The sequence below is a fragment of the Metallococcus carri genome (genome assembly GCF_011440275.1).
Lineage (GTDB): Bacteria > Actinomycetota > Actinomycetes > Actinomycetales > Dermatophilaceae > Metallococcus > Metallococcus carri.
In genome coordinates this window covers 1-24,853 of sequence record NZ_JAAOIV010000002.1, presented here as the reverse complement: position 1 = coordinate 24,853, position 24,853 = coordinate 1, and the positions used below count along the sequence as shown (strand labels likewise).

Here is a 24,853-nt window from a genome sequence, read left to right as displayed (position 1 = left end):
CCCAGTCGTCGGCCGGCGAACACGGCATACGGCGAAAAACATAGTCGCGCAACCGGTGCTGCTTGCACGCCTGCACCGGCTCGGCAAGGATCCCAACGACAGCCGGGTCCCACCAGCGAAGGAGCAGTGTTGTCGCAGCAGTCGCCGTCCGAGCCGGAATGCCAGCCTTATGACCCGCTGGCGGCCGACCGCGCGGCCGGTGGTCCCGAGCTCGATCTGTTCGTCGAGGGCCAGGTCTTCCTCGATATCATCTTCACCGGTCTGCGCGCCCTCCCCCAGCGCGGCCAGGAGATCTGGTCCGAGGGCATGGGCTCGACGCCCGGCGGCATCGCCAACCTCGCCGTCGCCGCCAGCCGTCTCGGGTTGCGCACCGGTCTCGCCGCCGCGTTCGGCGACGACGCGTATGGCGACTTCTGCTGGACCACGCTCGCCGAGAACGAGCACGTGGACCTGTCCCGATCGCGGCGGTTCGCCGACTGGCACACCGCGGTCACCATCTCGATGGCTGACGGCGTGGACCGGGCGATGGTGACGCACGGGCACCCGGCACCCATCCCCGTCACCGAGATGATCGGCCGCCCGCCCACCGCGGCCGCAGTGATGGTCGACCTCGCACCAGGCGAGGACGTCGTCGGCACCGCGGACGAACCGTCCTGGGTCGAACGGGCTCGCCGCGACGGTTCACTCGTCTTCGCCGACGTCGGTTTCGACCCCTCGGGTCAGTGGGACGAGCGCCTGCTCGACCAGCTGCAGACCTGCCACGCGTTCATGCCAAATGCGTTGGAGGCCATGGCCTACACGCGCACGAGTTCGGCGCACGAGGCGCTCTACGCGCTCGCCGACCGGGTGCCGCTCGCCGTGGTGACCGATGGCGTCAACGGCGCGCTGGCGCTCGACAGCAGCACCGGCGAGGAGGCCACGGTGCCGGCCCTGCGGGTGCAGGCGCTCGACCCGACCGGCGCCGGCGACGTGTTCGGCGCCGCCGTCGTGCTCGGCACTCTCGCGCACTGGCCGCTGCAGGACCGGCTCGCCTTCGCCAGCCTGTGCAGCGCGCTCGCCGTGCAGCAGTTCGGTGGATCCCTCGCGGCCCCGGGCTGGGGCGATATCGCCGACTGGTGGCACCGGCAGACCACGGCGACCAGCGGGTCGGCATACGACAAGGCCCTCCGTCGACGGTTCGGTTTCCTGGACGCTCTCGTGCCGCAGGTGCCCCAAGGCGCGACTCGTCGCGCCCACGCGACTTTGGCCCACTACAACGACCTGTTCAAGGAGCACCCATGAGCCGCAACGTCTTTCGCACCGGCACAGTGATCGCAGCGGTCAGCTGTCTTGGGCTCGCCGCGTGCGCGCCCGGTTCGAGCGGCGGCTCGTCGGCCTCGAAATCCAATGCCAGTGCGCCCGCACAGACCGACCCGGCCAAGCTTGGCAAGGTGACCCTCACGGTGTGGGATCAGGAGGTGCGCGGCGGTCAGGCCAAGCAGATCACCCAGCTCAACGCGGCCTTCCAGAAGAAGTACCCCAACATCACGATCAAGCGGGTGCCGCGTTCGTTCGACGACCTGGGCAAGACCATCAAGCTCGCCCTCTCGGGCGACAACCCGCCCGATGTCGCCGAGGTCAACAACGGTCGCGGTGACATGGGAGCGTTCGTCAAGGCCGGCCAGTTGCTCGACCTCGGCAAATACGCCAAGGCCTACGGCTGGGACGAGCGCTATCCGCAGTCGGTGCGGCAGTACAGCAGCTACTCCCCCGACGGCAAGACCTTCGGCACCGGCAACCTCTACGGGCTGCCGCAGGTCGGCGAGGTGGTCGACCTCTATGTCAACACCGAGCACCTCCAGCAGGCCGGGCTGGCGATGCCCACCACCTGGGAGCAACTCGTGGCGGCGATGAAGACGCTGAAGGCGAAGCGGCCTGGTGAGGCGCCGATGGTGCTCGGCGACCTGGACAAGTGGCCGGCGATCCACGTGTTCGGTCCGACGCAGGCGCAGTTCGTGGCCCCCGACGACATCCGCAAGCTCGCATTCGGTCAAAAGGGCGCCAATTGGAAGACACCGGGCAACCAGCAGGCCGCGCAGACGCTGGTCGACTGGATGAAGGCCGGCTATCTCGACGCCAAGACGATCGGCACCGGCTACGACAACGCCAACAAAGCGTTCTCCCAGGGCAAGGGCACCTTCCTGATGGCCGGCACCTGGCTGGCCGCCGACCCGATGCCGGCACTCGGCAGCAAGGTGCGCTTCATCCTGCCGCCTCCGTCCAAGGCGGCCGGGGGCAAAGAGGTCTCGACCGGCGGCACCGGCATCCCGTGGGCGATCTCCAGCAAGACCAAGCACCCGGACGCGGCTGCGGCATACATCAACTTCATCACCAGCCCCGAAGCGATGAAGGTGCTGGCGTCGACCGGCAACGTGCCGGTCGCGAACACCAGTGAGCAGACGGCGGCCACCCCGCTCGACAAGGATGTCCTCACCGCCTTCGGCAAGGTCGTCGAGGCCAACGGTCTCGTGCCCTATCTCGACTACGCGACGCCGACGATGGCCGACACCCTCGGTGCGGCGCTGCAGGACCTGCTCGCCGGCCGCAAGACGCCCGCACAGTTCCTCGACACGCTGCAGCAGGACTACTCCGGGTTCGTCGCGAAGAACGGCTGAATCCCTATGGCGCGCAACGGTTCTGGCCGACCGCCGGGAGAGCCCCGTGCGATCGGTTACCTCTACGTCCTGCCTGCCTTCCTGTTGTATGCCGGGTTCGCGCTGTTCCCCCTCGGGCGAGCCGTCCAGTTGTCGTTCTACGACTGGGACGGGCAGACGCTCGGCACCTGGGCGGGCCTGCGCAATTACACCGATGTCTTCACCGATCCGATCCTGCGGGGCGCCTTCGGTCACACGCTGGTGCTCATCCTGTTCTTCGCCTTGCTGCCGGTCGCGATCGGACTCCTGCTCGCCTCGATCCTCAACCGGGCACGGGTGCGTGGGTTGGGGTTCTTCCGGACGGTCGTGTTCTTGCCCCAGGTGATCGCGATGGTGGTGATCGCCATCGCCTGGAAGCAGATCTACGACCCGACGAGCGGCTTCGGTCCGGTGCGGGGCTGGCTCGGTGACTATTCGCTGGCGTTGCCGGCGGTCGGGCTCATCGGCACCTGGTTCGAGATCGGCCTGGCGACGGTGCTGTTGCTCGCCGGGATGAGCCGCATCCCGCGCGAGCTCTACGAGGCGGCGCGGCTGGACGGAGCCGGCCCGGTGCGCGAGTTCTTCGCCGTCACCCTGCCGTCGGTGCGCGGTGAGATCGCCGTCGCGCTGACCCTGACGATCATCGCCGCGCTGAAGACCTTCGACCTCATCTACATGACCACCAAGGGCAGCCCGGGCACGACGACGCTCGTGCCGTCATACATCGTGTTCGACCGCGCGTTCCGCACCAACCAGGTCGGTTCGGCGGCAGCGGTCGGTGTGACGTTGACGGTCCTGATCTTCGCAATCTCGTTCCTGGTCAACAGGATCGGCGATCGGAGCACCTCATGATCGGGCGCGGCGAACGGGCCGCGAACTACGTCATCCTGGTCGCCTTCGCGATCTTCGCGCTCTACCCGATCGGCAAGATCGTCGCGATCGCGCTCGGTCCGGCGGACAGCGGATCAGGTGGCGGCATCCTCGGAGTGCACCCGGGCAACTTCGTCGACGCCTGGCAGACCGGCCACTTCGGCAGCTACCTGCGCACCAGCCTGCTGGTCTCGGTGATCGTCGTCGTGGTGAGCGTGCTGTGCTCGATCCTCGCCGGCTACGCGCTCGGCATGCTGCGCTTCCGCGGCGCCGACGCGCTGTTCTACCTTTTCTTGATCGGGATGATGATGCCCAATGAGGTGATCGTCGTGCCGCTCTACTACGACCTGCGCAGCGTTCATCTCACCGACACGATCTGGGCGGTGGTGCTCCCTCAGATTGCACAGTCGATCGCGTTCGGCACCTATTGGATGCGGGCCTACTTCCGTGCCGGCAACCGCTCGATGGTGGAGGCGGCGCGGCTCGATGGTGCCAACTCCTGGCGCACCCTGTGGTCGGTGCTCGTGCCGCTCGGCCGTCCGGCGATCGTCACCCTCACCCTGCTGGTGTTCATGTGGACCTGGAACGAGTTCCTCATTCCCCTGGTCATGGTGACCAAAGACAGCCTGCAGACCGCTCCGCTCGGCCTGGCCTTCTTCCAGGGCCAGCACACCTCGGCCACGACGCTGCTCGCGGCGGCCGCCTGCCTGGTCGCCACCCCGATCGTGGTCCTCTACGCCTTCCTGCAGCGGCATTTCATCGCCGGCATGCTCGAGGGAGCGGTGCGGGAATGACCGCCCGAGCGCTCGCCCGCATCTTCGTCGACGATCTGGCCGCTGCCCTGCCCCTCTACCGTGCACTGGCCGATGACGCCGCGCCACGGCTGTTCGAGTTCGGGGACGTGCAACTCGCCTGGGTGGGTCCGTTCCTGCTGCTGGAGGCGCCCCCAGCCCGACGCGCCCAACTCGACCGTGCCGCAACGGTTCTCGTTGAGAACATGGAGGCGACCGTCCACGAACTTGAGCGGTATGGCGGCTCCGTGCTCGAACCTCCCGCTCCCGGGCCGAACGGTCGCCGGATGGTCGCGCGACACCCGGACGGTGCGGTGCTGGAATACATCGAGGTCCCCGCCACCGACCGCTAGCTACATCCGTAGTAGAGCAGAGCGGTCGTGATGGCGACCACTGTCCGGGTTTCGACTCGCTATAGGCGCCAGATTCCTTTACGACGGGTGTCGGAAGCGGGTCAATGCCGCTGCGAACGCACGGTTCGGGCGAGCCTGCGGCAGCACCGCCCTGACCCGCGTCGTCGCCTGGTCGAGCGGTACGCCACGCAGGACGGCATACGCAATGGCGATGGTGGGCGTGCGGTGTTGTGCCGCAACGCAATGCAGCAGCACCACATGCCCCTCGGCCCGCAGGTCCGCCACCGTCTGTGCGGCGTCGGCGACGACGAAGTCGAGGTTCGGATTGTCCGCCTCGTCTGGCGAGTCGATCAGCCGGAACACCACATGTTCCAGACCGGCCGGCACCTGCTCACCGCCCACCAGGCACAGGCTCACCACGGCCGTCACGTCGGCGGGCAGATGGTCGAGCCCGCCCACGCCGGATAGCCAGACCCCGTCGTCATCCGGGTGACGCACCGGCGCCATCGCCGACCCCGGCTCGGAGTAGTCGATTCGCCGGACGTTCGGCCAGCCGTAACGCACCGCGTCGCCGGTGGCGAGGGTGGCCAGCTCGACGAGCCGCTCACCGGTGATGCCGGGATAGCCGTGGCTGATCCGCCGCCACGCAGCCGGCACCGCGGACGCACCCCAGCGCGCACCGAGCAGAGCACCCGCGATCGCCGCGACCGTGTCGGTGTCGTGTCCGACCCCGACGGCGACCGCCAGCGCGTCCGCGAACTGGCGGCACGGCACAGCCTCCGGCACCGGCGTGTGCACGATCGAGGACCACGCCGCCTGGAAGGCCGTCACGACCCAGCCGTTGGGCGTGAAGTGCTCCGGAGCACGTGTCTCCGCCTCGGTGATCAGCCCCGCCCACCGGCCCCGGCGAGTCGACGGCAGCGCCTCCAGACCGACGCGCATGTCGCTGTCCCCGTTGACAATTGCGTGCCGGATCGCCAGCGACCACAGCACGCACGCGTCACCCGCGTCCGGGTCGGTGTGCGTCAGCGCACTCACTGCGCGCGCCGCCTGCGCCACCGCAACCGGGTCGTCCAGAGCGGGCAGGCACACCGCCGCCGTCCGCATCAGCGAGCCGTTGCCCGCGCTGCGGCCGGTGCGCTCGTGCAGCGCTTCGGCCGCAGCGGTCATCGACGCACCCGTCGGTTCCGCACCGACCGCGCCGAGCACCCGAGCCGTCTGTATGCCGATGTCCGGTGGCCGGCTGTCGTGCCACGCGCGGAAGTTGCGGGCGACCTCGGTCAGTCCAGCCTCGCTGTGCAGATCGACCCCACGGGCGGCCACCTCGGCGATGCACCACGCCATCGAGGTGTCGTCGGTCCACTCCCCCGGGGCGAAACCGCCGAGCCCGCCACCGATCATCCGCGGCCCCTCCGGTCCGAGCGGCGCCGAGCCGAACTCGTAGCCGGCCCCCAGCGCGTCCCCGATCGCGGTGCCCAGCACAGCGCCACACGCCCGATCCCGTTGTGCTGCAGTGAGTTCCATCTCAGGCCACCCGGCCGCCGACGCGCAGCGCCAGGTCTTCGCGCGTCTGCACCAGCGCGGTGCAGAACACTTCGAGCATCTCGCTCAGCTGACGCGGAGCGAAGGGCAGTGCCGGGATCATCAGGGTCTGCCAGACCGTCCGCTCGCGCAGCGTCCACTTCACCAGCTGGTGGGAGCGGTTGAGCAGGCTCAGTTCCACGGCGGTCGCGCGACGCGACCACACGCCATACGTCGGGATGGCCAGGAGTTCGATCGCCGGGATGTCGCCGTGCACGCGCACCCAGATTGACTGACCCGGCCCGGGCAGCACGAAGTCGCCGTCCTCGTCCACCTCCTCGGGGTCGATGCTGCACAGCTCGTTCAGCACCCAGCCGACCCGGGTCTTCAGCTGCTCACCGTCAGCCGCCCAGAACGCCGCCTCCGTCTGCGGCGGACTCGCGTCCTCCTCGGGCACATCGGCGGTCTCGACCAGGCCGAGCAACGAGGCGTTGTCCTTTGCGGGTCCCGAGGCCCGGTAGGTCATCAGTTGTGGGTGCAGGATGGCGAAGCCCAGGCGCAGCGCCGCCACCAGTCGGCCGGCGATCTCGCCGGACCGCTCTGGCATGAAGTCTGCGAACCAGTTGGCCGACGAGTCGTCATTGCCCTCCCACCCGAAGATCTCGCGCAGCAGCACGTCTCGCTCCTCCGAGAGGCGAAGCTGCGGCAGCAGGTGGACGTTGCCGCAGAGCTCGGCCCGCAGCGGCTTCCCGCCGCCGCGCGCGATCACCTGCAGGTAGGGCCGACACCCGGCGGGCGTCTCCTCACCGGGCACCTCCACGAGGAGCAGGTCGTCGCAGCTGGCCATACCGCGGATGTAGCGCTCCAGGGCGGCGGTGAACTGGCTCCACGCGCCTTCGATGTCGAGTTCCTCGACCGGGCCGGCCGGGCTGTTGTGTTCGTTCATGACGAACCTCCTTTAGCACTCTGTCCTAGCTATTATTAGCACGCTGTTCGCGCTAATGTCTACGCCATGTCCCCAGCGACCGATCTGGAAGAGTTCCCCCGCCCCGGTGTCACTGTCGACCTGGCACTGCTGACGATAGTCGGCACCACCGACAGTGCCCCCTCGTTGCGGGTGCTCATCCAGGACCGCTCCGACCCGACCGGCCGGGCCCTTCCGGGGGCGTTCATCCGCGAGCGGCATACCGTCGCCGACACCGTGCGCGACGTGCTGACCCGCAAGGTCGCCATCTCCCCCGACCGCCTGCCCACCCCTCGCCTCCTGCAGCTGTATGACGACCCCGCGCGCGACTCGCGCACGTGGACGATCTCGGCGGCGCACTCCCTGTCGGTGACCGAGGCGGCGCTGACCGGAGCTGTCGGCGAGTTGGCGGCGGTGGGCGACGATGGCCGCCTGCGGGGTCACGAGCCGCTGCTGTTCGACCACGACGACATCGTCGCCGCGGCGGTCGCCGACCTGCGGTCACGCTACGAATTCCGTTACCGCTATTCAGAATTCGACGACGCACGGCCCGACCCCGACCACTTCCTCCCCGAGCCGTTCACCCTGCATCAGCTGCGCAAGGTGCACGAGGCCGTCGTCGGCGCCGAACTGCACAAGGACAACTTCAACCGGCGGATGAAGCCCTTCCTCACCCCGGTCACCCGACGCGGCGAGGTCGTCACCGCGGCGGGCCTGCGCGGCCGCCCGGCGGCGCTCTACCGGCGCGCACGCCGGTGAGTGCGCCGGTCAAGCGCCGGCACAGCGGGCCCCCACCCCTACCGGTGGTTTGGGCCGGATCGCGTTTAGCCGCCCTCGAGCGGGGTAAGGGCTAGGTAAAGCCCACACCCGATCGAGGAGGACCCGATGCCCCAGCCCGGTGACTATGACGCTCTCAAGGACGGCTTTCCCCGCCAGGAGCAGACCCTGCCCGGCGCCACCCAGCAGATGGACCCGGTGCCTGACCACGGCGAGGAGAGCTACCGCGGCAACGCCCGTCTTCACGGGTTGCGCGCGCTGATCACCGGCGGCGACTCCGGCATCGGCCGCGCCGTCGCGATCGCCTTCGCCCGGGAGGGAGCCGATGTCGCGATCGCTTACCTGCCCGACGAGGACCAGGACGCCCAGGACACCGCCGAGTGGATCCGCAAGGCCGGCCGCACGGCCGTGCTCTGCCCCACCGATCTCACCGACCCGCAGGCTTGCCAGACCTTGATCGCCGACGCGGTCGAGGGGCTCGGTGGCCTGGACATCCTGGTCAACAACGCCGGCGTGCAGATGGCGCGCGACGACGGGCTGGCCGACATGGGCCTGGAGCGCATCGACCGGATCTTCAAGACCAATCTCTACGCCCCGCTGCTGCTCGTCCAGGCGGCGCTGCCCCATCTCAGCAAGGGGTCCAGCGTCATCAACGTCAGCTCCGTGCAGGCCTTCCAGCCCTCGACCTCACTGCTCGACTACGCCGCCACCAAGGCCGCGCTCAACAACCTCACCGTCAACCTGGCCGCCGAGCTCGGCGAAGCGGGGATCCGGGTCAACGCCGTGGCACCCGGCCCGATCTGGACGCCCTTGCAACCGGCCACCCAGGAGCCGGACAAGATCGAGTCGTTCGGCACCGATACGCCGCTCGGACGCGCCGGTCAGCCGGCCGAATGCGCCTCGGCCTTCGTCTTCCTTGCCTCGCCGACCGAGGCGTCCTATGTGTCCGGCACCGTCCTGGGCGTCACCGGCGGCAAGCCGGTCTTCTGAGGATGAACGTCCTCGGGGTCAACGCCCTCTTCCACGATCCCGCCGCCGCGCTCGTCGTCGACGGCGAGATCGTCGCGTGCGCGGAGGAGGAACGCTTCAGCCGCCGCAAGCACGGCAAGCGTCCCGTGCCGTTCTCGGCCTGGGAGCTGCCCGAGCAGGCCATGCGCTGGTGTCTCGAGGAGGCAGGTCTCCAGGCCGCCGAGCTGGACGCGGTCGCCTACTCCTTCGACCCCGCCCTCGCGCGGCCGGCCGAGGACCTCGGGCTCGACGATCCGTGGGATCACCTACGCCGGATGTATGCCGAGGAGTCACCCGGCTTCATCTCCACCGCGCTGCCCGGCCTTGCTGTGGACCGGGTCCGCTTCGTGCCGCATCACCTGGCGCACGCCGGGTCGGCCGGCCTGGTCGACCCGGACGGCTCGACCGGGGGTTGCAGTGTCCTCGTGGTCGACGGTCGTGGGGAGCAGGCCTCCCACCTGGCCGGACACTACGCGCCGGACGGCAGGGTGGAGGTGCTGGCGACTCAGGCCCTGCCTGATTCGCTCGGGCTGGTCTACGAGTCGCTGACCGAGCATCTCGGCTTCCTGCGCTCCAGCGACGAATACAAGGTGATGGCGCTCGCGTCCTACGGCACTCCCCGGTGGGCAAACGAGATCGGCCAGCACGTCCACGCGACCGGTGCGGGCGGCTTCCGCGCCCAGGCGCCGGACTGGTCCCAGTGGGCGCCGCCGCGCGAGCCGGACGATGAGGACTGGAGCGCTCCGCATGCCGACCTCGCCGCCTCGGTGCAGCGCTGCCTGGAGGACACGCTGCTCGAGCTGGCCGTCTGGCTGCACGGCGAAACCGGCGACGACCGATTGGTGATGGCGGGCGGCACAGCGCTGAATTGCGTTGCGAACACTCGCATCTTCGCCGAGGGTCCGTTCCGGAGCGTGTGGGTTCAGCCGGCCGCCGGCGACGCGGGCACCGCCCTCGGCGCGGCGCTCCACCTCACCGCGAGCGAGGGCGACCTGGTGACGCCGGCTCCCTTCCCCACCGCCGCACTGGGCCGCGGGTGGAACGACGAGGAGCTCGCGAGCGAACTGCGGCGCGCCCGCCTGCCCTTCACCACGCCCGCCGATCTGGCCGAGCAGGTCGCTGCGATTCTCGCCGGCAACGGCGTCATCGCCTGGTATGACGGGCGCAGCGAGTTCGGGCCGCGCGCTCTCGGCCAACGATCGCTGCTGGCCCACCCCGGCGAGGCGGCCAACCTGCAGCGGCTCAACGACATCAAGGGCCGCGAGCAGTTCCGGCCGGTGGCCCCGATGGTGCTCGTCGACCGCGCCGCGGAGATCTTCGGCCGAGGGCCGCTGCCGAGCCCCTACATGCTCTTCGTGCACGACGTCGCCCCCGACTGGCGCAAGCGCATCCCGGCCGTCACGCATGTCGACGGCACGGCGCGGGTGCAGACCGTCGACCCGGCCGGGCAGCCGCGCATCGCCGCGGTGCTGAGCGAGTTCGCCGAGCTCACCGGCCTGCCGGTGCTCGTCAACACCAGCCTCAACACCGCCGGCCGGCCGATGGTCGACACCCCGCGGGAGGCGCTGGAGATCCTCGGGTCGACGCCGGTGGATGTCCTCGTGCTCGGCCCCCACCTGGTGCGGCGCAGTGACCTGCTCGCCGAGGAGGTCCGATCGTGACCGACAGCGCACCGGCATACAGCATCGTCATCCCGACGGTGGGGCGAGCGAGCCTGCGGGACCTGCTCAACGCGCTGGCGCGGCAACGGCGGCTGGAGGCCGACCGGATCGTGGTGGTCGACGATCGTGGCGAGCCGGTGCCCGATGTCGAGCTGCCGGCGACGGTCGGCGGGGTGCCCGTCACCCGGCTGCGGTCCTGGGGTCGCGGTCCGGCGGCAGCGCGCAATCTCGGCTGGCGGGTCACCGACACCGAGTGGGTCGTCTTCCTCGACGACGACGTGCTGGTCACCGACGGCTGGAGCGACCAGCTGGCCTCCGACCTGCGGGCGGCACCGGCCACCCTGGCCGGCAGCCAGGGACGGGTCACGGTGCCGTTGCCGACCGACCGTAAGCCGACCGATTGGGAGCGCAACACCGCCGGGCTCGAAGGCGCCTGGTGGATCACCGCCGACCTCGCCGTGCGCCGCCAGGCACTTGAGGAGGTCGCGGGCTTCGACGAGCGCTTCCGGCGAGCGTTCCGCGAGGATGCCGATCTGGCCTTGCGGTTGCAGCAGAACGGCTGGCAGCTCGACCGCGGGCGCCGCCGGGTGCTGCATCCGGTCCGCCCCGCCGGCCCGTGGGTGAGCGTTTCGATGCAGCGCGGCAACGCCGACGATGCCCTGATGCGCCGGCTGCACGGCGTCGGCTGGCGCCACGCGGCCCGGGAGACCAGGGGTGCCTTCGCCTGGCATGTCGCCACAGTGGCCGCCTACGCACTCGCCGACCTGACGGCGGTGGTGCGTGGCCTGGGTGTGCCCGTGCGCCGGGCGGTCCCGCTCACCGCCGCGACCGCGGGTCTGCTCTCCACAGCTGCCTTCGCCGCCAAGCGCATCGCCCCCGGGTCACGCACCCTCCGCGAGGTCGCGGTGATGACCGCCACCAGCGCGGTGATCCCCCCGGCGGCGGTCTTCCACCGGCTGCGTGGCGAATGGCGCTATCGCTCGACTCCGCCCTGGCCACGGGCGCCGCGCGCGGTGCTCTTCGACCGGGACGGCACGCTGATCCGGGATGTCCCGTTGAACACCGATCCCTCGCTCGTCGAGCCCACCCCCGGTGCCCGTGAAGCCGTGACTCGCCTGCGCGACAAGGGGATTCGCGTCGGTGTCGTCTCGAATCAGTCGGCCGTCGGCGCCGGTGACATCACCCGGGCACAGATGGATGCTGTCAACGCGCGGGTCGAGGAGTTGCTCGGTCCGTTCGACACCTGGCAGGTGTGCGTGCACACCCCGGAGGAGGGCTGCGCGTGCCGCAAGCCTGAGCCGGGCATGGTCCGGCGCGCCGCCGCCGAGCTGGGTCTGCCGCCGAGCGCCTTGACCGTCGTCGGCGATATCGGCAGCGATGTCACCGCTGCGCTGCGCGCCGGGGCCCGCAGCGTCCTTGTGCCCACCGAGCACACCCTGCCGGTCGAGATCGCCGCGGCACCCGCTCGCGCCGACGACCTGCCCGCTGCGGTCGACCTCATCCTGCACGGCGGTGCGCCGTGAACCGGGTGCTGGCGGTCCGCACCGACAGCCTGGGCGACGTCCTGCTCACCGGGGCGGCGATCCGCGCGCTCGCGGCACATGCTGACAACGTGGACCTGCTGGTCGCTCCGGAGGGTGCCGCTGCGGCGGCCCTGTTGCCTGGGGTCGACGACGTCATCACCCATGCCGTGCCCTGGTCGGGAATCGTTGCGCCACAGGCAGATCCGGCGGCCATCGAGCATCTCATCCAAGGGCTCCGCCGCCGCGTGTATGCCGCCGCGGTGATCTTCACGTCCTACCACCAGAGCCCGTTGCCCGCAGCGCTGGTATGCCGGATGGCCGACATACCGTTCATCGCCGGCACGAGTGACATTCACCCCGGGAGCCTGCTCGACGTCCGGCATCGACGCTCTGCCGACGGCCGCGACGACGACGGTGGGCCGGAGGGTGGGCACGAGGTCGAGGCCGCGCTCGACCTCGCCGCTGCCGCCGGATTCGCGCTCCCGGAGGGTGACGACCGACGGCTGGCCATCCGGTCCACCGCTCCCATCGAGCTGCCGCCCGGCCGGTATGCCGTGATCCACCCCGGCTCCACCGCCCCGACCAGGGCGCTCCCGCCCACCCTGGTCGCCGAGACGATCGCCGCCCTCGCTCAGGACGGCTGGCACGTGCTGCTGACCGGCTCGCCCGCCGAGACCGCACCTTGGCGACGCTGCCCAGGCGTCACCGATCTGAGCGGATCCACCGACCTGCCCACGCTGGCGTCCGTGCTGCGCGGCGCGGCCGTGGTCGTGGTGGGTAACACCGGACCGGCACATCTCGCGGCGGCGGTCGGCACGCCGGTCGTCAGCGTCTTTTCCCCTGTCGTGCCCGCGGCGCGGTGGGCGCCCTGGGGTGTGCCGCACGTGCTGCTCGGCGATCAGACCGCTGCTTGCGCATTGAGCCGGGCCCGCACCTGCCCCGTCCCGGGCCACCCCTGCGTGTCCTCGGTGACCGCGGGCGAGGTGCTCGCAGCGATCCAGCAGCTGACCGCCCGATCGGAGGCCGCATGCGCATCCTGATGTGGCATGTCCACGGGTCCTGGACGACCTCCTTCGTCGCCGGCGCTCACGACGTCGTGCTGCCCCTCGCACCAGGCCGTGGACCCGAGGGTCGGGGCCGCGCACGGACCTGGACCTGGCCGGACCGAGTCCGCGAGGTGCCGATCGACCAGTTGCGGTCCGAAGAGCTGGATCTCGTTGTGCTGCAACGCCCCGAGGAGGTGCAGTGGTGTGCGAAGTGGACCGGCCGGCGCCCCGGGCGTGACCTGCCGGCGGTCTACGTCGAACACAATGCCCCCGACGGCCCAGCGGTGACGACGGTGCACCCGATCGCCGCCGATCCCGCTACCGCCCGCATCCCGATCGTGCATGTCACCTGGTTCAACGCGATGGCGTGGGACAACGGCGACCGCCAGGTGGAGGTGATCGAGCACGGCGTCGCCGATCCGGGCATCGCCTACACCGGCCGGGACCGCAGCCTCGCGGTCGTGGTCAACGAGCCGATGCGGCGCTGGCGCACGGTCGGCACCGACCTGCTGGTCGCCGTCGCCCGCGAGTTGCCCGTGCATGTCTACGGCATGGCGATGGCCCCATTGGGCGACCACGCGAGAGCTCACGGCATACCGCAACTTGCCGAACGGTTGCACGACGACCTGCCGCAAGCGGCGATGCACGCGGCGCTGGCCGATCACCGGGCTTATCTGCACACACCCCGGTGGACCAGCCTCGGACTGTCCCTCATCGAGGCGATGCTCATCGGCCTGCCGGTGCTCGCCCTGGCGACCACCGAGGCACCGACGGCGGTCCCGCCCGGCGCCGGTCTGGTGACCAACGACCTCGATCGCCTGCGCGACCAAGCCCGGATCTGGCTGGCCGACCCGGACGCGGCCCGCGCGGCCGGCGCGGTGGGTCGCGCGCACGCCCTGCGCCACTACGGACTCGAGCGTTTCCTGACCGACTGGGACGCATTGTTGAAGGAGATGGCCCGATGAAGATCGCAATGGTGTCCGAACACGCCAGTCCGCTCGCCGCGCTCGGTGGGGTGGACGCGGGCGGCCAGAATGTCCACGTCGCCGCCCTGGCGACGCAGCTGGCCCGGCGCGGTCACGAGGTGCGGGTCTACACCCGGCGCGACCAGCCCGAGTCGCAGCAGCCGGAGCGGGTGGCGCTCAATGACGGCGTCGAGGTGGTGCACGTCCCCGCCGGACCGGCGCGCGCGATCCCCAAGGACGAGCTGTTGCCCTTCATGGGCGCCTTCGGCGACTGGCTCAGCGAGGACTGGGCCCGCACCGGGACCCCCGATGTCGTGCACGCGCACTTTTGGATGTCCGGGCTGGCCGCGGCGCAGGCGTGTGCCCTGCCGGGCATCCCCTGGGCGATCACCTTCCACGCCCTCGGCGTGGTCAAGCGTCGCCACCAGGGTTTGGCCGACACCAGCCCACCGCAACGGCTGGAGCTCGAGCGGCGCCTGGCGAGCACCGCCGATCTGATCATCGCGACCTGCTCCGACGAGGCAGCCGAACTCACCCGCCTGGGCGCACCCGCCGACCGGATCGCGGTGGTGCCCTGCGGCGTCGACACCATGCTCTTCTCCCCCGCCGCTGCTCCGCGCCCGCCCCGCTCCCCGGCCAAGCTGCTCAGCGTCGGGCGGCTGGTGCCGCGCAAAGGCCTGGACACCGCGGTTCGCGCGCTGGTTGCGTTGCCGCACACCGAGCTCACCATCGCCGGCGGTCCGCCACGAGCAGAGCTCGACCAGGATGCCGAGGCCCGCCGCCTGCGGGAACTCGCCGACGCTCTCGGCGTCGGCGATCGCGTGCTCTTCACCGGTCAGGTCGCCCACGAGCGTATGCCGGAGCTCTACCGCAGCGCCGACCTTGTCCTGGCCACACCGTGGTACGAACCCTTCGGCATCACGCCGCTGGAGGCGGCCGCCTGCGGCAAGGCCGTGGTCGGCTCGGCGGTGGGCGGTCTGCTCGACACCGTGGTCGACGGCCAGACCGGTCGCCTCGTGCCGGAACGAGACCCGCGCGCACTCGCCTCCGCCATCGCCGAGATGCTGGATTGCCCTGAGACTCTTGCCGATTGGGGCCGCACCGCCCGTGCCCGCGCGGTGACCCGCTACGGCTGGGAACGCGTCGCCGAGCGCACCGAGGCGAGCCTGCTCGGCGTCGTCCGCGGCCGGCGCGCGGTGGAGGTGCCGGCATGACCCGGCGGGCTCGCATCGTCGTGGTCGGTGACCTGGTGCTCGATCGCGATGTCGACGGGCGGGTCGAGCGCGAGTGCCCGGACGCGCCCGCACCCGTGCTCGACGTCGAACGCTCGGTCCAGGGTCCCGGCGGTGCCGGGCTCGCGGCGCTGCTCGCCGTCGCACCCGACACCGATGTCCACCTCATTGCCCCGCTGGCCGCCGACGCCCGGGGTGAGCAGCTGCGCGCCGCGCTGAGTGACGCGGGTGTCGGCCTGACCGCCCTGCCGCATCTCGGCGGCACCCGCACCAAGACACGGTTGCGCGCCGGCGACCGGGTCATCACGCGGTATGACGAAGGTGGCCCCGGGACGCCACCGCCCGGAGCCCCGCCCGACGCGGTGGGGGCATTGCTACGGGAGGCGAACGCCATCCTGGTCTCGGACTACGGCGCCGGCACGACCAGCCACGCGGGGCTGCGCGAGTTGCTCGCGCGAACGGCGCGCGATGGTCGTGCGCCGATCGTCTGGGATCCTCATCCCCGGGGCACGACACCCTTGCCCGGTTGTGCGGTGGTCACGCCGAATCTCGGTGAGGCCCAACACTTTTCGCCGATAGAACGGCCGACGACCCACCTTCCCGAGGCACTCCGGGCACAGTGGTCGGCCGAGGCGGTCTGCGTGACTCGGGGTGCTGACGGCGCGCTGCTCGCCCGCGCCGGACACCCGCTGACGCGCGTTCCGGTGCCGGACGTGCGCGACCGCGACACCTGTGGGGCGGGTGACAGTTTCGCGGCCAGCCTGACCCGCAGCCTGGCCACCGGCCACACCCTGTATGCCGCCGTGCACCGGGCCGCTGCCGACGCCGCGGAGTGGGTGCGGGGCAATGGGACGACCGGCTTCCGGCAGCGATCTGGCCGCGTCGGTCCGATGGGCGACTCGGCTGGCGTGCTCGACTCGGCCGGCCTCCCGCGGACGCCCGGCGAGCGGGTCGTGGCGACCGGCGGCTGCTTCGACCTACTGCACGCCGGCCACATCGGCTCCCTGCGCGCGGCGCGCAGCCTCGGTGACCGGCTGGTGGAATTGCTCAACTCGGACCGGTCCGTGCGCCGGCTCAAGGGGCCGACCCGGCCGGTGCAGACCCAGGACGACCGCGCCGCCGTGCTGCGGGCGCTCGATGTCGTTGACGAGGTCGTGATCTTCGACGAGGACGACCCGTGCCGCCTGCTGGCCACGCTGCGCCCCGACATCTGGGCCAAGGGCGGTGACTACGACCCGGAGACCCTGCCGGAAGCGGACCTGGTGCGCAGCTGGGGCGGCGAGGTGGTGATCCTGCCCTTCGTGGCCGGGATGTCCACGACCGGCCTGGTGCAGACCATCGTCGGGCGCGCCGCCTTGGAGACCGCGGCCGATGCCTGACGCGCTGGTGCTGCGCGCGCTCGGACTCGGCGACACGCTCACCGGCGTGCCCGCGCTGCGTGGGCTGCGCCGCCTGCTGCCCGAGCACCGCATCACCCTGGCCTGCCCGCCGGCGATGGGCGACTGGCTGGTCGACCTCGCCATCATCGACGCGGTGCTGCCGACCGCCGGCCTGGACCGCCCGCTCGAGTGGACGGGGCCACCACCCGATGTCGCGGTCGACCTGCACGGCAACGGGCCGGAGAGCCACACTCTGCTCAGCAGACTCCGCCCTCGCAGACTGTTCGGATTCGCTTGTCCCCCAGTGGATTTCACCGACGGGCCGATCTGGGATGCCGCCGCCCACGAGGTCGACAAATGGTGCTCGCTCATCGAGTTCTATGGCGGCGCGTGCTCGGTGGACGACCTGCGCCTCCCGGTGCCGGAGCGCGCGCGAGGTGAGCACATCGTCATACATCCGGGGGCGAAGGCCCGGGCGCGGCAGTGGCCGGTCGAGCGGTGGCGCGCCGTCGCCGAGCACCTGCCGGCCGACGTGCATGTCACCGGTTCAGCCGGCGAACGCGAGCTCGGCCGAGCCGTCGCGCAGGCGTCGGCGCGGGTGACCGACCTGACTGGCGCCCTCGACCTGCCGGCGCTCGCCGCCGAGGTCGCCTCGGCGCGTCTGGTGCTCAGCACCGACACCGGGATCGCCCATCTGGCGCTGGCGATGGGCACGCCGTCGGTGGCGATCTTCGGCCCGATCTCTCCGAGTGTCTGGGGACCGCGGATCGATCAGGACCACCATCTGGTGATCTGGCATGACGACATCCCGAGTCCTGGCTTGCCCAATGCCGACCGGCTCGACCCGCGCATCGCCGCGGTCACCGTGGAGGAGGTCGTGGCGGCCGCGCGGGGGTTCACCACACCGAATGCGCCGCGCGCCGGCGGGTCGGTGTCGCCTGCCGCCGCCGCTGCTCGAGGAGCGTGAGCTGGCGGTCGAGCTCGGCATCGATCACCCGGCGCTCGCGCAACACCGAGGGCAGCATCGCCCCGGCCATCGCCAGGCCGCGCACCGCGACCCGCCGCGACGGGGTGGTGCGCAGGATGAACCAGGTCCACGATGCCGCGCGCGCCGCCGGGCGGTGGCGCCAGGCCGTGACCAGGGTGTTGCGCACCCCGAAATGCCGGATGTGTCCGGCATTGGCGGTGCTCGGGAAATGCCGCACCACCACCTCGGGCAGATAGCGCAGCTGCCATCCGGCCGCAGCCAGCGGCACCGCCAGCGTTTCCTCCTCGCCGCCGATGAACAGGCGTTCGTCATACCCGCCCACGTCGAGGAAGGCCGACCGGCGCACGATCACCGCGCCGGCCATGAACCCGAGCAGCGGCAGCCCCGGCAGGTCGCCCACCGGCAACGGCGACTGCGCCATTTCGGCGCTGATCGGGTCCAGCCGCTCCTCCTCGCCGACGAGGATCCGGGCGTTGACCAGCGCGAGCCGCGGGTGCCGGTCGAGCGCCGCGACCGCCGCGTCGAGCCCCTCCCCGGTGAACCAGCCGTCGTCGTCGCAGAAGGCGAGGTATGGCGTCCGCGCCCGTCGCGCGCCCACATTGCGGGCTGCCGCACCGATATTGCGCGGCAGCCGCATCACCTCGACGCCGGCGGCGGTCAGCTGGGCCACGTTGTCATCACGCGAGGCATTGTCGACGGCGATCATCGGCAGGCCGAGGCGTTGCAGGTGGTCGACGGTGCGGGCGATCCACTCGCCGCAGTTGTAGGTCAGCAGCACCACGGTGAGGCGATCCGACAAAGGCGGGCTCATCTCAGTCACCCGCCGGCAGCTTGCGCTGGGTGACCAGGTGGTCGGCGACCGCGCGCAGTTTGAGGTTGTGCTCCTGGGAGAAGCGGCGCAGCGCCTCGAAGGCCTGCTCCGGGTCCAGCCGGTAGCGCTCCATCAGGATCCCCTGGGCCTGGCCGATGCGTTTGCGGGCGTCGAGGGCGGTGCGCAGCCCTTCTTGGATCTGCGCGTCCTCCAGGGCGACCGCCGCGTGCCGGGAGAAGAGGGCGGCGAAGGCGATGTCCTCGGAGTCGAAGGCGTGCGCCCGGGTCCAGAAGAGGTTGAGCGCGCCGAGGCCGCGACCGTCGACGCCGCGCAACCGGGTGGCCAGCACGCTGATGATGCCGAGCGTCGCGGCGGCCGGACCCCAGTCGCCCCAGCGCCGGTCGATGCCGAGGTCGGCCGAGAAGATCGTCTCCTGCTCGATCGCGCTCTCCTCGCACGGCCCGCGGCCGAAGGCCTGCTGCAACTGGTCCAGCCGCACGACCAGCGGGTCGGTGGCGGCGATGGTCTGCAGGGTGTTGCCGCGCCGGACCAGGGTGATCCCGCCATGGTCGGCTTCGAGCTCCCGGCAGGCGTAGCGGACGACCTGCTCCGCCGTGGCGGCCGGGCTGGCAGCGGCATGCAGCTGCTCCGCCAGTTGCGCCATGTCGTCGGCCTGCGCCTTGTCGTCCATCACCCCTCCTCGTTCGCTCTCCGCCTCATCATGGTCTGCCAGCTTGATGAAAGCTGCTCCCAGCTACCCGTGCATCGCGCGCACGCGCCACGAAAGGGTGGATTCGCCGAGGCCCGCGGACGGATCCGACCAAACCACCGCGCGAACACACACGATGGTCGTGACGAAAGGACGACCATGACCACCCACGCAACCGTTGACCCGAACACCTTGATCCGCACCTACGTTCATCATCACTGGGTCGCCTCCCGCGGCGGCGTCGAAATGTTCGCCCGCGCTGCCTCCGGTATGCCGGACCCTCAGGTCCGCGCCGAACTCGCCGAACTCGCCGAGCAGGTCCGGCAAGACCGCACCGTGCTGCGGGAGATCGCCGATCGGGTCGGTGTGGGCCAGGCGTCCCTGAGCCAGCAACTCATGGTCGCCGGCGAACGCCTCGGCCGGCTCAAGCCGAATGGCTCGCTCACCCGCCGCACCGCCTTGACCGACCTGGTCGAGCTCGAGGCGCTGGTCATGGCGGTGCGCTCCAAGCGCCAGGGATGGCTGGCGATGCTGGGTTTCGCCGAGCGTGACGACCGGTTCGACGAGGCGGAGTTGCGCCGGCTGATCGACCGCGCGGACGAGCAGGTCGATCGACTCGATGCGCTGCACGCCCGTGCCGCCGCTGCTCTGCCGCGCTATCCCGGAGCGATGTCTTCGTGAGCGTCGCCGTCGTGCTGGGTGCCTCCCGTGGGCTCGGGCTGCTGTGCGCCCAGCAGCTGCTCGCACGCGGTTACCGGGTGGTCATCTCCTCCCGCTCGCAAGCGCGCTGCGACCGCGCGCGAGACCACCTCATCGGCCGGGGCGCCTCACCCGATGCGGTGCTCGCCTGGGAGTGCGACGTGCGGGACGCATCGGCGGTGGCCGCCCATCTGGACCGGGTCGAGCGCGATGTCGGTCCGATCGATCTCGGCCTGCATGTCGCGGGCGTCATCCAGGTCGGGCCGTGGTCGAGCTGGGAGCGCGAGCAGTTCGCCGACGCGATCGACACGATGTTGTGGGGGCCGATCCACTTCGCGCTCCCGCTCGCCCGACGTATGACGGCCCGCGGCCGCGGGCGGATCGGCATCGTCTCCTCGGTGGGCGGACTGGTGTCGGCGCCACACCTGTTGCCTTACAGCACAGCGAAATTCGGCGCCATCGGCTTCAGCCAGGGGCTCGCCTCCGAGCTCGCGGGCACCGGCGTCACGCTCACCACGGTCGCTCCTGGCCTGATGCGCGTCGGCTCCCATCTGGCGGCCGAATTCGCCGGTGACCGCGACGCCGAATACGCGTGGTTCGCCGCCGGAGCGTCCGCGCCCTTGCTGGCCATCGATGCCGACACCGCCGCCCGCCGGATCGTCGACGGGGTCGAGCGAGGGCGCACCTTCGTCACCTTCACCCCGCTTGCGCAGCTCGGCGCCCGGGTCAACGGTCTGGCTCCCGGCCTCACCACCCGGGTGCTCGGCGTGGTCGCCCGGCTGCTCCCCCGGGCCTCCGAGCAACAGTTGGCAGCGACCGGCACGACCTCCGGCGCTCGCGTCGAGGCCGGCCTCAGCCGGCGCCGCCGGTCCGTGCTGCGCGGGCTCACCGCGCTCGGTGAGCGGGCGGCCCGGCGCAATCTCGAGCGCGACTGAATCACGCCCGAACCCCGGCATACGGCCGAACGGCACCGCAAGCTCGAACGCGACTCAAGGCACGCGCGGACCCCGGCATACGGCCTCACCACCCCTCGGGGTGCGGAGCGCACCCTTGTCCGCGGGCGTCGGACGTGGTCTGCTTGCGGGGACGACATCAGCTCAAGCAGCCGGGCTGACCCAGGTCCATTTCTGCGAACGGCAGACATGAGCACGGTGACGTCTCTTCCCACCTCCGACGACCTCGAAGACCGCACGCTGCAGTTGTTGCGCACGGCGCAGGCGACCGACCCTGCGGATGCGGCCGAGCTGCGTGATCGCGTTGTGCTGATGCATCGGCCGATGGCGCTGCGGGTGGCGCATCGGTTCGAGGGCCGTGGCGTCGAAGCCGACGATCTGCGGCAGGTCGCCCTGCTCGGCCTCGTTCTTGCCGTCAACCGGTTCCGTCCCGAAACCGGTTATGCCTTCGCCGCCTACGCGATCCCGACGATCTCCGGTGAGCTCAAACGATATTTCCGTGACCACGGCTGGGCGGTACGGCCACCGCGTGCGGTGCAAGAGACCCGGCTCAGTCTGCGGGCGGCGCGCCCTGGGCTCGAGCAGCGCCTGGGCCGGGCGCCGGACGCCGGCGAATCCGCTGCGGCCGTCGGCCGGTCGGCAGTGGCCGTACGCGCAGCCGAGGACGCCGATCGCCACTATCGGTGGGTGTCTTTGGACGCGCCGGTGTCGGACGACACCTCCGGCACGCTCGGCGACACCCTGACCGATTCAGCGGCGGTGGAAGCCTTCAACCGAGTCGAGCTGCGCATCTTCCTGCAGCCCGCGGTCGCCCGGCTCGAGACCCACGAGCGGGAGATCTTGCGGCTGCGCTTTGGCGAGAACCTCACCCAACGTGAGATCGGGCAGCAGATCGGGGCCAGTCAGATGCAGGTGTCGCGGCTGCTCGCCGCCATCTTCGAGCAGCTGCGCCGAGAGCTGACCGCCGAACCGGCCCCGGCCGGGTGCCGACTGATTAGGGCTGACGAATCCGGGTAGATATCTGTCATGTCCCTTCGAGTCATCGGCCGCCGGATCGTGGCCGGGGCGGTGCCGCTCGCGCTGCTCGTGAGCGGGTGCGCCTCACCGTCGCCCACCATGTCGGACTTCCAGACCAAGACGCGCACGACCGCCCGCGCGGTGGCCGGCACGGCTGCGGTGGCACAAGTGAGCGCGCAGGCCTGGTCGCGCGGCCAGCTCACCGATGCGTATGCCGACACCCTGGTCACCGAGGCGGAGGATGACGTCTCCAGCATCATTCAGACCTACGACAGCCGGCAGCCACCGACCGCCGCGGCCGTCGCCCTGAAGGGCCGACTCGACAAGCCGCTGCAGGACATCTCCTCGGCGCTGACCGATCTGCGTATTGCGTTGCGGCGCAATGATCGTCGCGGCGTCGCCCAGGCGGTCGCCGCGCTCCGACAGCCCCTCACGACGCTCGGCCCGCTGCAGCAGGTCGGCTTATGAAACGCATCTTCGCCGTCGCGCTCGGTCTGGTCACCGCAATCGGCGGGTTCGTCGACATCGGCAACCTGGTGACGAGCGGGGTGACCGGCGCCCGCTTCTCGATGTCGCTGACCTGGGCGATCGTCGTCGGCACGATCGGCATGACGGTGTATGCCGAGATGGCCGGCCGGGTCGCCGCCGTCGCCGGCCGCCCCGTCTTCCACGTGGTGCGCGAACGGCTCGGTGTGCGCTTCGGGTTGTTCAACCTGCTCGCGTGCTGCCTGCTGAACCTGCTCACGCTGGCCGCGGAGATCGGCGGGATCGGCATGGCGCTGGAACTCGTGAGCGATGTCAGCTATCTGCTCTGGGTGCCCTTGATCGCGCTCGCGCTGTGGGGCGCGCTGTGGCGGCTGCCGTTCAAGGTGATCGAAAACCTCTTCGGGGTGATCGGCCTGTCCTTGTTGGTCTTCATCGTCGCGTTGTTCTGGCTGCCCGTCGACTGGGGGTCGCTGACCTCGAGCGCCCTGCATCCTTCGGTGCCGCCGACGGAGGCGTACACGACCTACTTCTTCTACGCGGTCTCGCTCATCGGCGCGTGCCTCGTGCCCTACCAGATCATCTTCTTCTCCTCCGGTGGGGTGGAGGAGGGCTGGACCCGCAGCTCGATGTTTCAGATGCGGCTCAACACCATCGTCGGTTTTCCGCTCGGCGGCGTGCTCAGCATTGCGATCATGGCGACCTCGGCGGTGGTGTTGCAGCCGCTGGGCACCGACGTCGGCCATCTCAGTCAGGTCGGGCTGCCGGTGGCGCTGGCGCTCGGCAAGGTCGGGCTGGCCTTCGCGATCGTCGGCTTCTTCGCCGCGACCTTCGCCGCCGGTGCCGAAGCGACGCTCTCGACGGGGTATGCCGTGTCGCAGTACTTCGGCTGGGCCTGGGGCAAATGGTTGCGGCCGTCGTCGGCGCCGCAGTTCCACGTGATCTGCCTGATCACCATGATCCTCGGCACCATGCTCGTGCTGACCACGATCGACCCGATCACCATCACCTTGGTCGCCGTCGTCCTCGGCGCGGCGGCGATCCCCCTGACCTTCCTGCCCGTGCTGGTGATCGCCAACGACCGCGACTATCTCGGCGACCAGGTCAACGGCCGATTCGCCAATGTGATGGGCGTGGTCTTCCTGGCCGTGACCGTCGTCGTCTCGGTCGTCACCTTGCCGCTGCTGTTCTGGACTCGAGGAGGCGCCTGATGGCTGAGTGGGAGTGGGAAGCCGCCACCGTGGACCAACTGCTGGACGTGCAGATCTACGCCGCCGACGGCGAGCCGCTCGGCAAGGTCGACGACCTGGAGTTCACCACGCCGTCGGACGGTGGTGCGCCGGTGCTCACCGCGATCCTGTGCGGGCCGTCCGCCTTCGGACCCCGCCTCGGTGGGCTCGTCGGGCTGACGGTCTGGGCCATCGGTCGGCGGCTCTCACCGACCGGCAGCGACCCGGTGCGGGTGCCGATGACGCAGGTCGACCGGGTCAACCGCCGCGAGATCCGGTTGCGCGAATCCGCCCGGCCCCTCGGCACGCACCGTTTCGCCGACTGGACCCGCGAACATATCGTCTGCCAGATCCCGGGCGGCTCACGATGAGGACCTTGGACCTGCTCGGCGCCGACGCCTACGACGCCGACGGCCAGCATGTTGGCACGGTCCACGACCTGCGGCTGGAATCCGGGGCGCGTCCGACGCGCGACTCGGGTGAGCCGGCATACGCGATGGGTTCGCTCGTCATCGGGCCGGCCGGGTTCGCGCACCGGCTCGGTTATGGTCGCGCGCAGATGGCCGGACCGTGGCCGCTCACCCTGATCTTTCGCCGTATGGCGGCCCGCTCGTTCGTCGTGGCCTGGGCCGACCTCGAGCGGGTGGAGCACCGCAAAGTCACCCTGCGCTCCGGCGCGGATCGGCGGCCGGCGGTGGAGGAGTCATGACGCAGACCGGCGGCCTGGTGGTGCTCGCGGCGTGGGTAATGTTCGGGGTGCTGGTCACGCTGTTGGCATGGACGGTGCTGCGCCACCACGACGATCCGGTGCGACTGGCGTGCGACCCCGACGGCCACCAGCCGACCGACGACGCTGAGTCAGCGGGGTCCGGCGCTGGGTCCGGCGCGGGTCGGCCCGACGATCAGCCGTGACCGAGCGACCTGCGTTCCCGGACGTGGTCACCGTCGACCTCGGTTAGCTCGCGCGGTCGAGTCGGGCGGTGGTGGTGGTTTCGGGTTCGGTGATGTAGGTGTTGCCGTGCGGGCTGGTCCAGGTGCAGACGCCGTCCTCGGTCATCGTCACCGTCCAGTCGCTTGGGGTTGACCCCGTTTCGTGGACATCTCGTTAAGCGGCTTGGTCGGCCGCGGTGATGAGTGTGTTCTCGAAGGCTATCGGGCTGATTTGGCCGAGCGAGCTGTGTCGCCGGCGCTGGTTGTAGACC

Annotated in this window: 26 protein-coding genes; 22 read left to right on the top strand and 4 right to left on the bottom strand. The window is 70.7% G+C overall.

The genetic code is table 11. The features are described 5' to 3' along the window. Positions 1-129 precede the first annotated feature (129 nt). Genes G9U51_RS02620 through G9U51_RS02600 form a run of 5 tightly spaced genes read left to right on the top strand, consistent with a single transcriptional unit; the run spans position 130 to position 4,686 of the window. On the top strand, positions 130-1,281 hold the full coding sequence (locus G9U51_RS02620; RefSeq protein ID WP_166192759.1) for a PfkB family carbohydrate kinase: 1,152 nt from the start codon (positions 130-132) through the stop codon (positions 1,279-1,281). Continuing rightward, positions 1,278-2,654 (top strand): extracellular solute-binding protein, encoded by a 1,377-nt coding sequence (locus G9U51_RS02615; protein ID WP_166192756.1) that lies wholly within the window; start codon positions 1,278-1,280, stop codon positions 2,652-2,654. The genes G9U51_RS02620 and G9U51_RS02615 overlap by 4 nt, the downstream gene beginning before the upstream one ends. 6 nt (positions 2,655-2,660) lie before the next feature. Continuing rightward, entirely contained in the window at positions 2,661-3,524 is an 864-nt protein-coding gene (locus G9U51_RS02610) for a carbohydrate ABC transporter permease (RefSeq protein ID WP_166192753.1), read from the top strand. Beyond that, the gene (locus G9U51_RS02605; RefSeq protein ID WP_166192750.1) at positions 3,521-4,336 is read left to right on the top strand and encodes a carbohydrate ABC transporter permease; all 816 of its coding nucleotides are present in this window, start codon (positions 3,521-3,523) and stop codon (positions 4,334-4,336) included. Before G9U51_RS02610 ends, G9U51_RS02605 begins: the two co-directional genes overlap by 4 nt. Then, positions 4,333-4,686, top strand: a complete 354-nt coding sequence (locus G9U51_RS02600) for a VOC family protein (RefSeq protein WP_166192747.1) — start codon at positions 4,333-4,335, stop codon at positions 4,684-4,686. Before G9U51_RS02605 ends, G9U51_RS02600 begins: the two co-directional genes overlap by 4 nt. Positions 4,687-4,764: 78 nt before the next feature. Here the strand turns inward: G9U51_RS02600 and G9U51_RS02595 are convergent, their stop codons facing one another. Further along, positions 4,765-6,210 (bottom strand): ADP-ribosylglycohydrolase family protein, encoded by a 1,446-nt coding sequence (locus G9U51_RS02595; RefSeq protein ID WP_166192744.1) that lies wholly within the window; start codon positions 6,208-6,210, stop codon positions 4,765-4,767. Position 6,211: 1 nt separating this feature from the next. Next, on the bottom strand, positions 6,212-7,153 hold the full coding sequence (locus tag G9U51_RS02590) for a T3SS (YopN, CesT) and YbjN peptide-binding chaperone 1 (RefSeq protein ID WP_166192741.1): 942 nt from the start codon (positions 7,151-7,153) through the stop codon (positions 6,212-6,214). Positions 7,154-7,219: 66 nt separating this feature from the next. On the opposite strand from G9U51_RS02590, the gene G9U51_RS02585 reads away from it, so the two are divergent. The 9 genes from G9U51_RS02585 (at position 7,220) to G9U51_RS02545 (ending at position 17,729) form a co-directional block, all read left to right on the top strand. After that, positions 7,220-7,930, top strand: a complete 711-nt coding sequence (locus G9U51_RS02585) for an NUDIX hydrolase (RefSeq protein ID WP_166192738.1) — start codon at positions 7,220-7,222, stop codon at positions 7,928-7,930. 126 nt (positions 7,931-8,056) lie between these two features. Further along, on the top strand, positions 8,057-8,938 hold the full coding sequence (locus G9U51_RS02580; RefSeq protein ID WP_166192735.1) for an SDR family oxidoreductase: 882 nt from the start codon (positions 8,057-8,059) through the stop codon (positions 8,936-8,938). Positions 8,939-8,940: 2 nt separating this feature from the next. Continuing rightward, positions 8,941-10,617 (top strand): carbamoyltransferase family protein, encoded by a 1,677-nt coding sequence (locus tag G9U51_RS02575; RefSeq protein WP_166192732.1) that lies wholly within the window; start codon positions 8,941-8,943, stop codon positions 10,615-10,617. After that, positions 10,614-12,140 carry an HAD-IIIA family hydrolase gene (locus tag G9U51_RS17740; RefSeq protein WP_166192729.1) on the top strand — a complete coding sequence of 509 codons (1,527 nt, stop codon included), beginning with the start codon at positions 10,614-10,616 and terminating at the stop codon, positions 12,138-12,140. The genes G9U51_RS02575 and G9U51_RS17740 overlap by 4 nt, the downstream gene beginning before the upstream one ends. Beyond that, complete coding sequence (locus G9U51_RS02565; RefSeq protein WP_166192726.1) at positions 12,137-13,180, top strand: glycosyltransferase family 9 protein; 1,044 nt, start codon at positions 12,137-12,139, stop codon at positions 13,178-13,180. Before G9U51_RS17740 ends, G9U51_RS02565 begins: the two co-directional genes overlap by 4 nt. Next, the gene (locus G9U51_RS02560; protein ID WP_166192723.1) at positions 13,168-14,151 is read left to right on the top strand and encodes a glycosyltransferase; all 984 of its coding nucleotides are present in this window, start codon (positions 13,168-13,170) and stop codon (positions 14,149-14,151) included. Before G9U51_RS02565 ends, G9U51_RS02560 begins: the two co-directional genes overlap by 13 nt. After that, complete coding sequence (locus G9U51_RS02555) at positions 14,148-15,365, top strand: glycosyltransferase (RefSeq protein ID WP_166192720.1); 1,218 nt, start codon at positions 14,148-14,150, stop codon at positions 15,363-15,365. The genes G9U51_RS02560 and G9U51_RS02555 overlap by 4 nt, the downstream gene beginning before the upstream one ends. Continuing rightward, entirely contained in the window at positions 15,362-16,762 is a 1,401-nt protein-coding gene (locus G9U51_RS02550) for a PfkB family carbohydrate kinase (RefSeq protein ID WP_166192717.1), read from the top strand. The genes G9U51_RS02555 and G9U51_RS02550 overlap by 4 nt, the downstream gene beginning before the upstream one ends. Next, positions 16,755-17,729 carry a glycosyltransferase family 9 protein gene (locus G9U51_RS02545; protein ID WP_166192714.1) on the top strand — a complete coding sequence of 325 codons (975 nt, stop codon included), beginning with the start codon at positions 16,755-16,757 and terminating at the stop codon, positions 17,727-17,729. The genes G9U51_RS02550 and G9U51_RS02545 overlap by 8 nt, the downstream gene beginning before the upstream one ends. Here the strand turns inward: G9U51_RS02545 and G9U51_RS02540 are convergent. Then, entirely contained in the window at positions 17,659-18,561 is a 903-nt protein-coding gene (locus G9U51_RS02540; protein WP_166192711.1) for a glycosyltransferase family 2 protein, read from the bottom strand. The genes G9U51_RS02545 and G9U51_RS02540 overlap by 71 nt on opposite strands. Before the next feature lies 1 nt (position 18,562). Beyond that, complete coding sequence (locus tag G9U51_RS02535; RefSeq protein WP_166192708.1) at positions 18,563-19,252, bottom strand: GAF and ANTAR domain-containing protein; 690 nt, start codon at positions 19,250-19,252, stop codon at positions 18,563-18,565. 177 nt (positions 19,253-19,429) lie between these two features. Here G9U51_RS02535 and G9U51_RS02530 point away from each other — a divergent pair, with 177 nt between their 5' ends. From G9U51_RS02530 to G9U51_RS02495, 8 genes are all read left to right on the top strand, one after another. Continuing rightward, positions 19,430-19,951 (top strand): hypothetical protein, encoded by a 522-nt coding sequence (locus G9U51_RS02530; protein WP_166192705.1) that lies wholly within the window; start codon positions 19,430-19,432, stop codon positions 19,949-19,951. After that, positions 19,948-20,904, top strand: coding sequence for an SDR family NAD(P)-dependent oxidoreductase (locus G9U51_RS02525; protein ID WP_166192701.1), 957 nt, complete (start codon positions 19,948-19,950; stop codon positions 20,902-20,904). The genes G9U51_RS02530 and G9U51_RS02525 overlap by 4 nt, the downstream gene beginning before the upstream one ends. Positions 20,905-21,120: 216 nt before the next feature. After that, positions 21,121-21,939: a sigma-70 family RNA polymerase sigma factor gene (locus tag G9U51_RS02520; protein WP_166192698.1), complete on the top strand. Its 819-nt coding sequence runs from the start codon at positions 21,121-21,123 to the stop codon at positions 21,937-21,939. Between the two features lie 9 nt (positions 21,940-21,948). Further along, on the top strand, positions 21,949-22,407 hold the full coding sequence (locus G9U51_RS02515) for a hypothetical protein (RefSeq protein WP_166192695.1): 459 nt from the start codon (positions 21,949-21,951) through the stop codon (positions 22,405-22,407). Continuing rightward, entirely contained in the window at positions 22,404-23,633 is a 1,230-nt protein-coding gene (locus G9U51_RS02510; protein WP_166192692.1) for an NRAMP family divalent metal transporter, read from the top strand. Before G9U51_RS02515 ends, G9U51_RS02510 begins: the two co-directional genes overlap by 4 nt. After that, a complete protein-coding gene (locus tag G9U51_RS02505; RefSeq protein ID WP_166192689.1) occupies positions 23,633-24,022 on the top strand; it encodes a hypothetical protein in 390 nt (129 codons plus the stop codon). The genes G9U51_RS02510 and G9U51_RS02505 overlap by 1 nt, the downstream gene beginning before the upstream one ends. Next, positions 24,019-24,360, top strand: a complete 342-nt coding sequence (locus tag G9U51_RS02500) for a PRC-barrel domain-containing protein (protein WP_166192686.1) — start codon at positions 24,019-24,021, stop codon at positions 24,358-24,360. Before G9U51_RS02505 ends, G9U51_RS02500 begins: the two co-directional genes overlap by 4 nt. Then, complete coding sequence (locus G9U51_RS02495) at positions 24,357-24,563, top strand: hypothetical protein (protein ID WP_166192683.1); 207 nt, start codon at positions 24,357-24,359, stop codon at positions 24,561-24,563. The genes G9U51_RS02500 and G9U51_RS02495 overlap by 4 nt, the downstream gene beginning before the upstream one ends. The last annotated feature ends 290 nt before the right edge of the window (positions 24,564-24,853 follow it).

Bases quoted from the DNA above. Each gene is read 5' to 3' on its own strand.
- G9U51_RS02615 (WP_166192756.1), top strand. From the start codon at position 1,278: ATGAGCCGCAACGTCTTTCGCACCGGCACAGTGATCGCAGCGGTCAGC.
- G9U51_RS02610 (WP_166192753.1), top strand. From the start codon at position 2,661: ATGGCGCGCAACGGTTCTGGCCGACCGCCGGGAGAGCCCCGTGCGATC.
- G9U51_RS02605 (WP_166192750.1), top strand. From the start codon at position 3,521: ATGATCGGGCGCGGCGAACGGGCCGCGAACTACGTCATCCTGGTCGCC.
- G9U51_RS02600 (WP_166192747.1), top strand. From the start codon at position 4,333: ATGACCGCCCGAGCGCTCGCCCGCATCTTCGTCGACGATCTGGCCGCT.
- G9U51_RS02595 (WP_166192744.1), bottom strand. From the start codon at position 6,210: ATGGAACTCACTGCAGCACAACGGGATCGGGCGTGTGGCGCTGTGCTG.
- G9U51_RS02590 (WP_166192741.1), bottom strand. From the start codon at position 7,153: ATGAACGAACACAACAGCCCGGCCGGCCCGGTCGAGGAACTCGACATC.
- G9U51_RS02585 (WP_166192738.1), top strand. From the start codon at position 7,220: ATGTCCCCAGCGACCGATCTGGAAGAGTTCCCCCGCCCCGGTGTCACT.
- G9U51_RS02580 (WP_166192735.1), top strand. From the start codon at position 8,057: ATGCCCCAGCCCGGTGACTATGACGCTCTCAAGGACGGCTTTCCCCGC.
- G9U51_RS02575 (WP_166192732.1), top strand. From the start codon at position 8,941: ATGAACGTCCTCGGGGTCAACGCCCTCTTCCACGATCCCGCCGCCGCG.
- G9U51_RS02560 (WP_166192723.1), top strand. From the start codon at position 13,168: ATGCGCATCCTGATGTGGCATGTCCACGGGTCCTGGACGACCTCCTTC.
- G9U51_RS02555 (WP_166192720.1), top strand. From the start codon at position 14,148: ATGAAGATCGCAATGGTGTCCGAACACGCCAGTCCGCTCGCCGCGCTC.
- G9U51_RS02550 (WP_166192717.1), top strand. From the start codon at position 15,362: ATGACCCGGCGGGCTCGCATCGTCGTGGTCGGTGACCTGGTGCTCGAT.
- G9U51_RS02545 (WP_166192714.1), top strand. From the start codon at position 16,755: ATGCCTGACGCGCTGGTGCTGCGCGCGCTCGGACTCGGCGACACGCTC.
- G9U51_RS02540 (WP_166192711.1), bottom strand. From the start codon at position 18,561: ATGAGCCCGCCTTTGTCGGATCGCCTCACCGTGGTGCTGCTGACCTAC.
- G9U51_RS02535 (WP_166192708.1), bottom strand. From the start codon at position 19,252: ATGGACGACAAGGCGCAGGCCGACGACATGGCGCAACTGGCGGAGCAG.
- G9U51_RS02530 (WP_166192705.1), top strand. From the start codon at position 19,430: ATGACCACCCACGCAACCGTTGACCCGAACACCTTGATCCGCACCTAC.
- G9U51_RS02515 (WP_166192695.1), top strand. From the start codon at position 21,949: ATGTCCCTTCGAGTCATCGGCCGCCGGATCGTGGCCGGGGCGGTGCCG.
- G9U51_RS02510 (WP_166192692.1), top strand. From the start codon at position 22,404: ATGAAACGCATCTTCGCCGTCGCGCTCGGTCTGGTCACCGCAATCGGC.
- G9U51_RS02505 (WP_166192689.1), top strand. From the start codon at position 23,633: ATGGCTGAGTGGGAGTGGGAAGCCGCCACCGTGGACCAACTGCTGGAC.
- G9U51_RS02500 (WP_166192686.1), top strand. From the start codon at position 24,019: ATGAGGACCTTGGACCTGCTCGGCGCCGACGCCTACGACGCCGACGGC.
- G9U51_RS02495 (WP_166192683.1), top strand. From the start codon at position 24,357: ATGACGCAGACCGGCGGCCTGGTGGTGCTCGCGGCGTGGGTAATGTTC.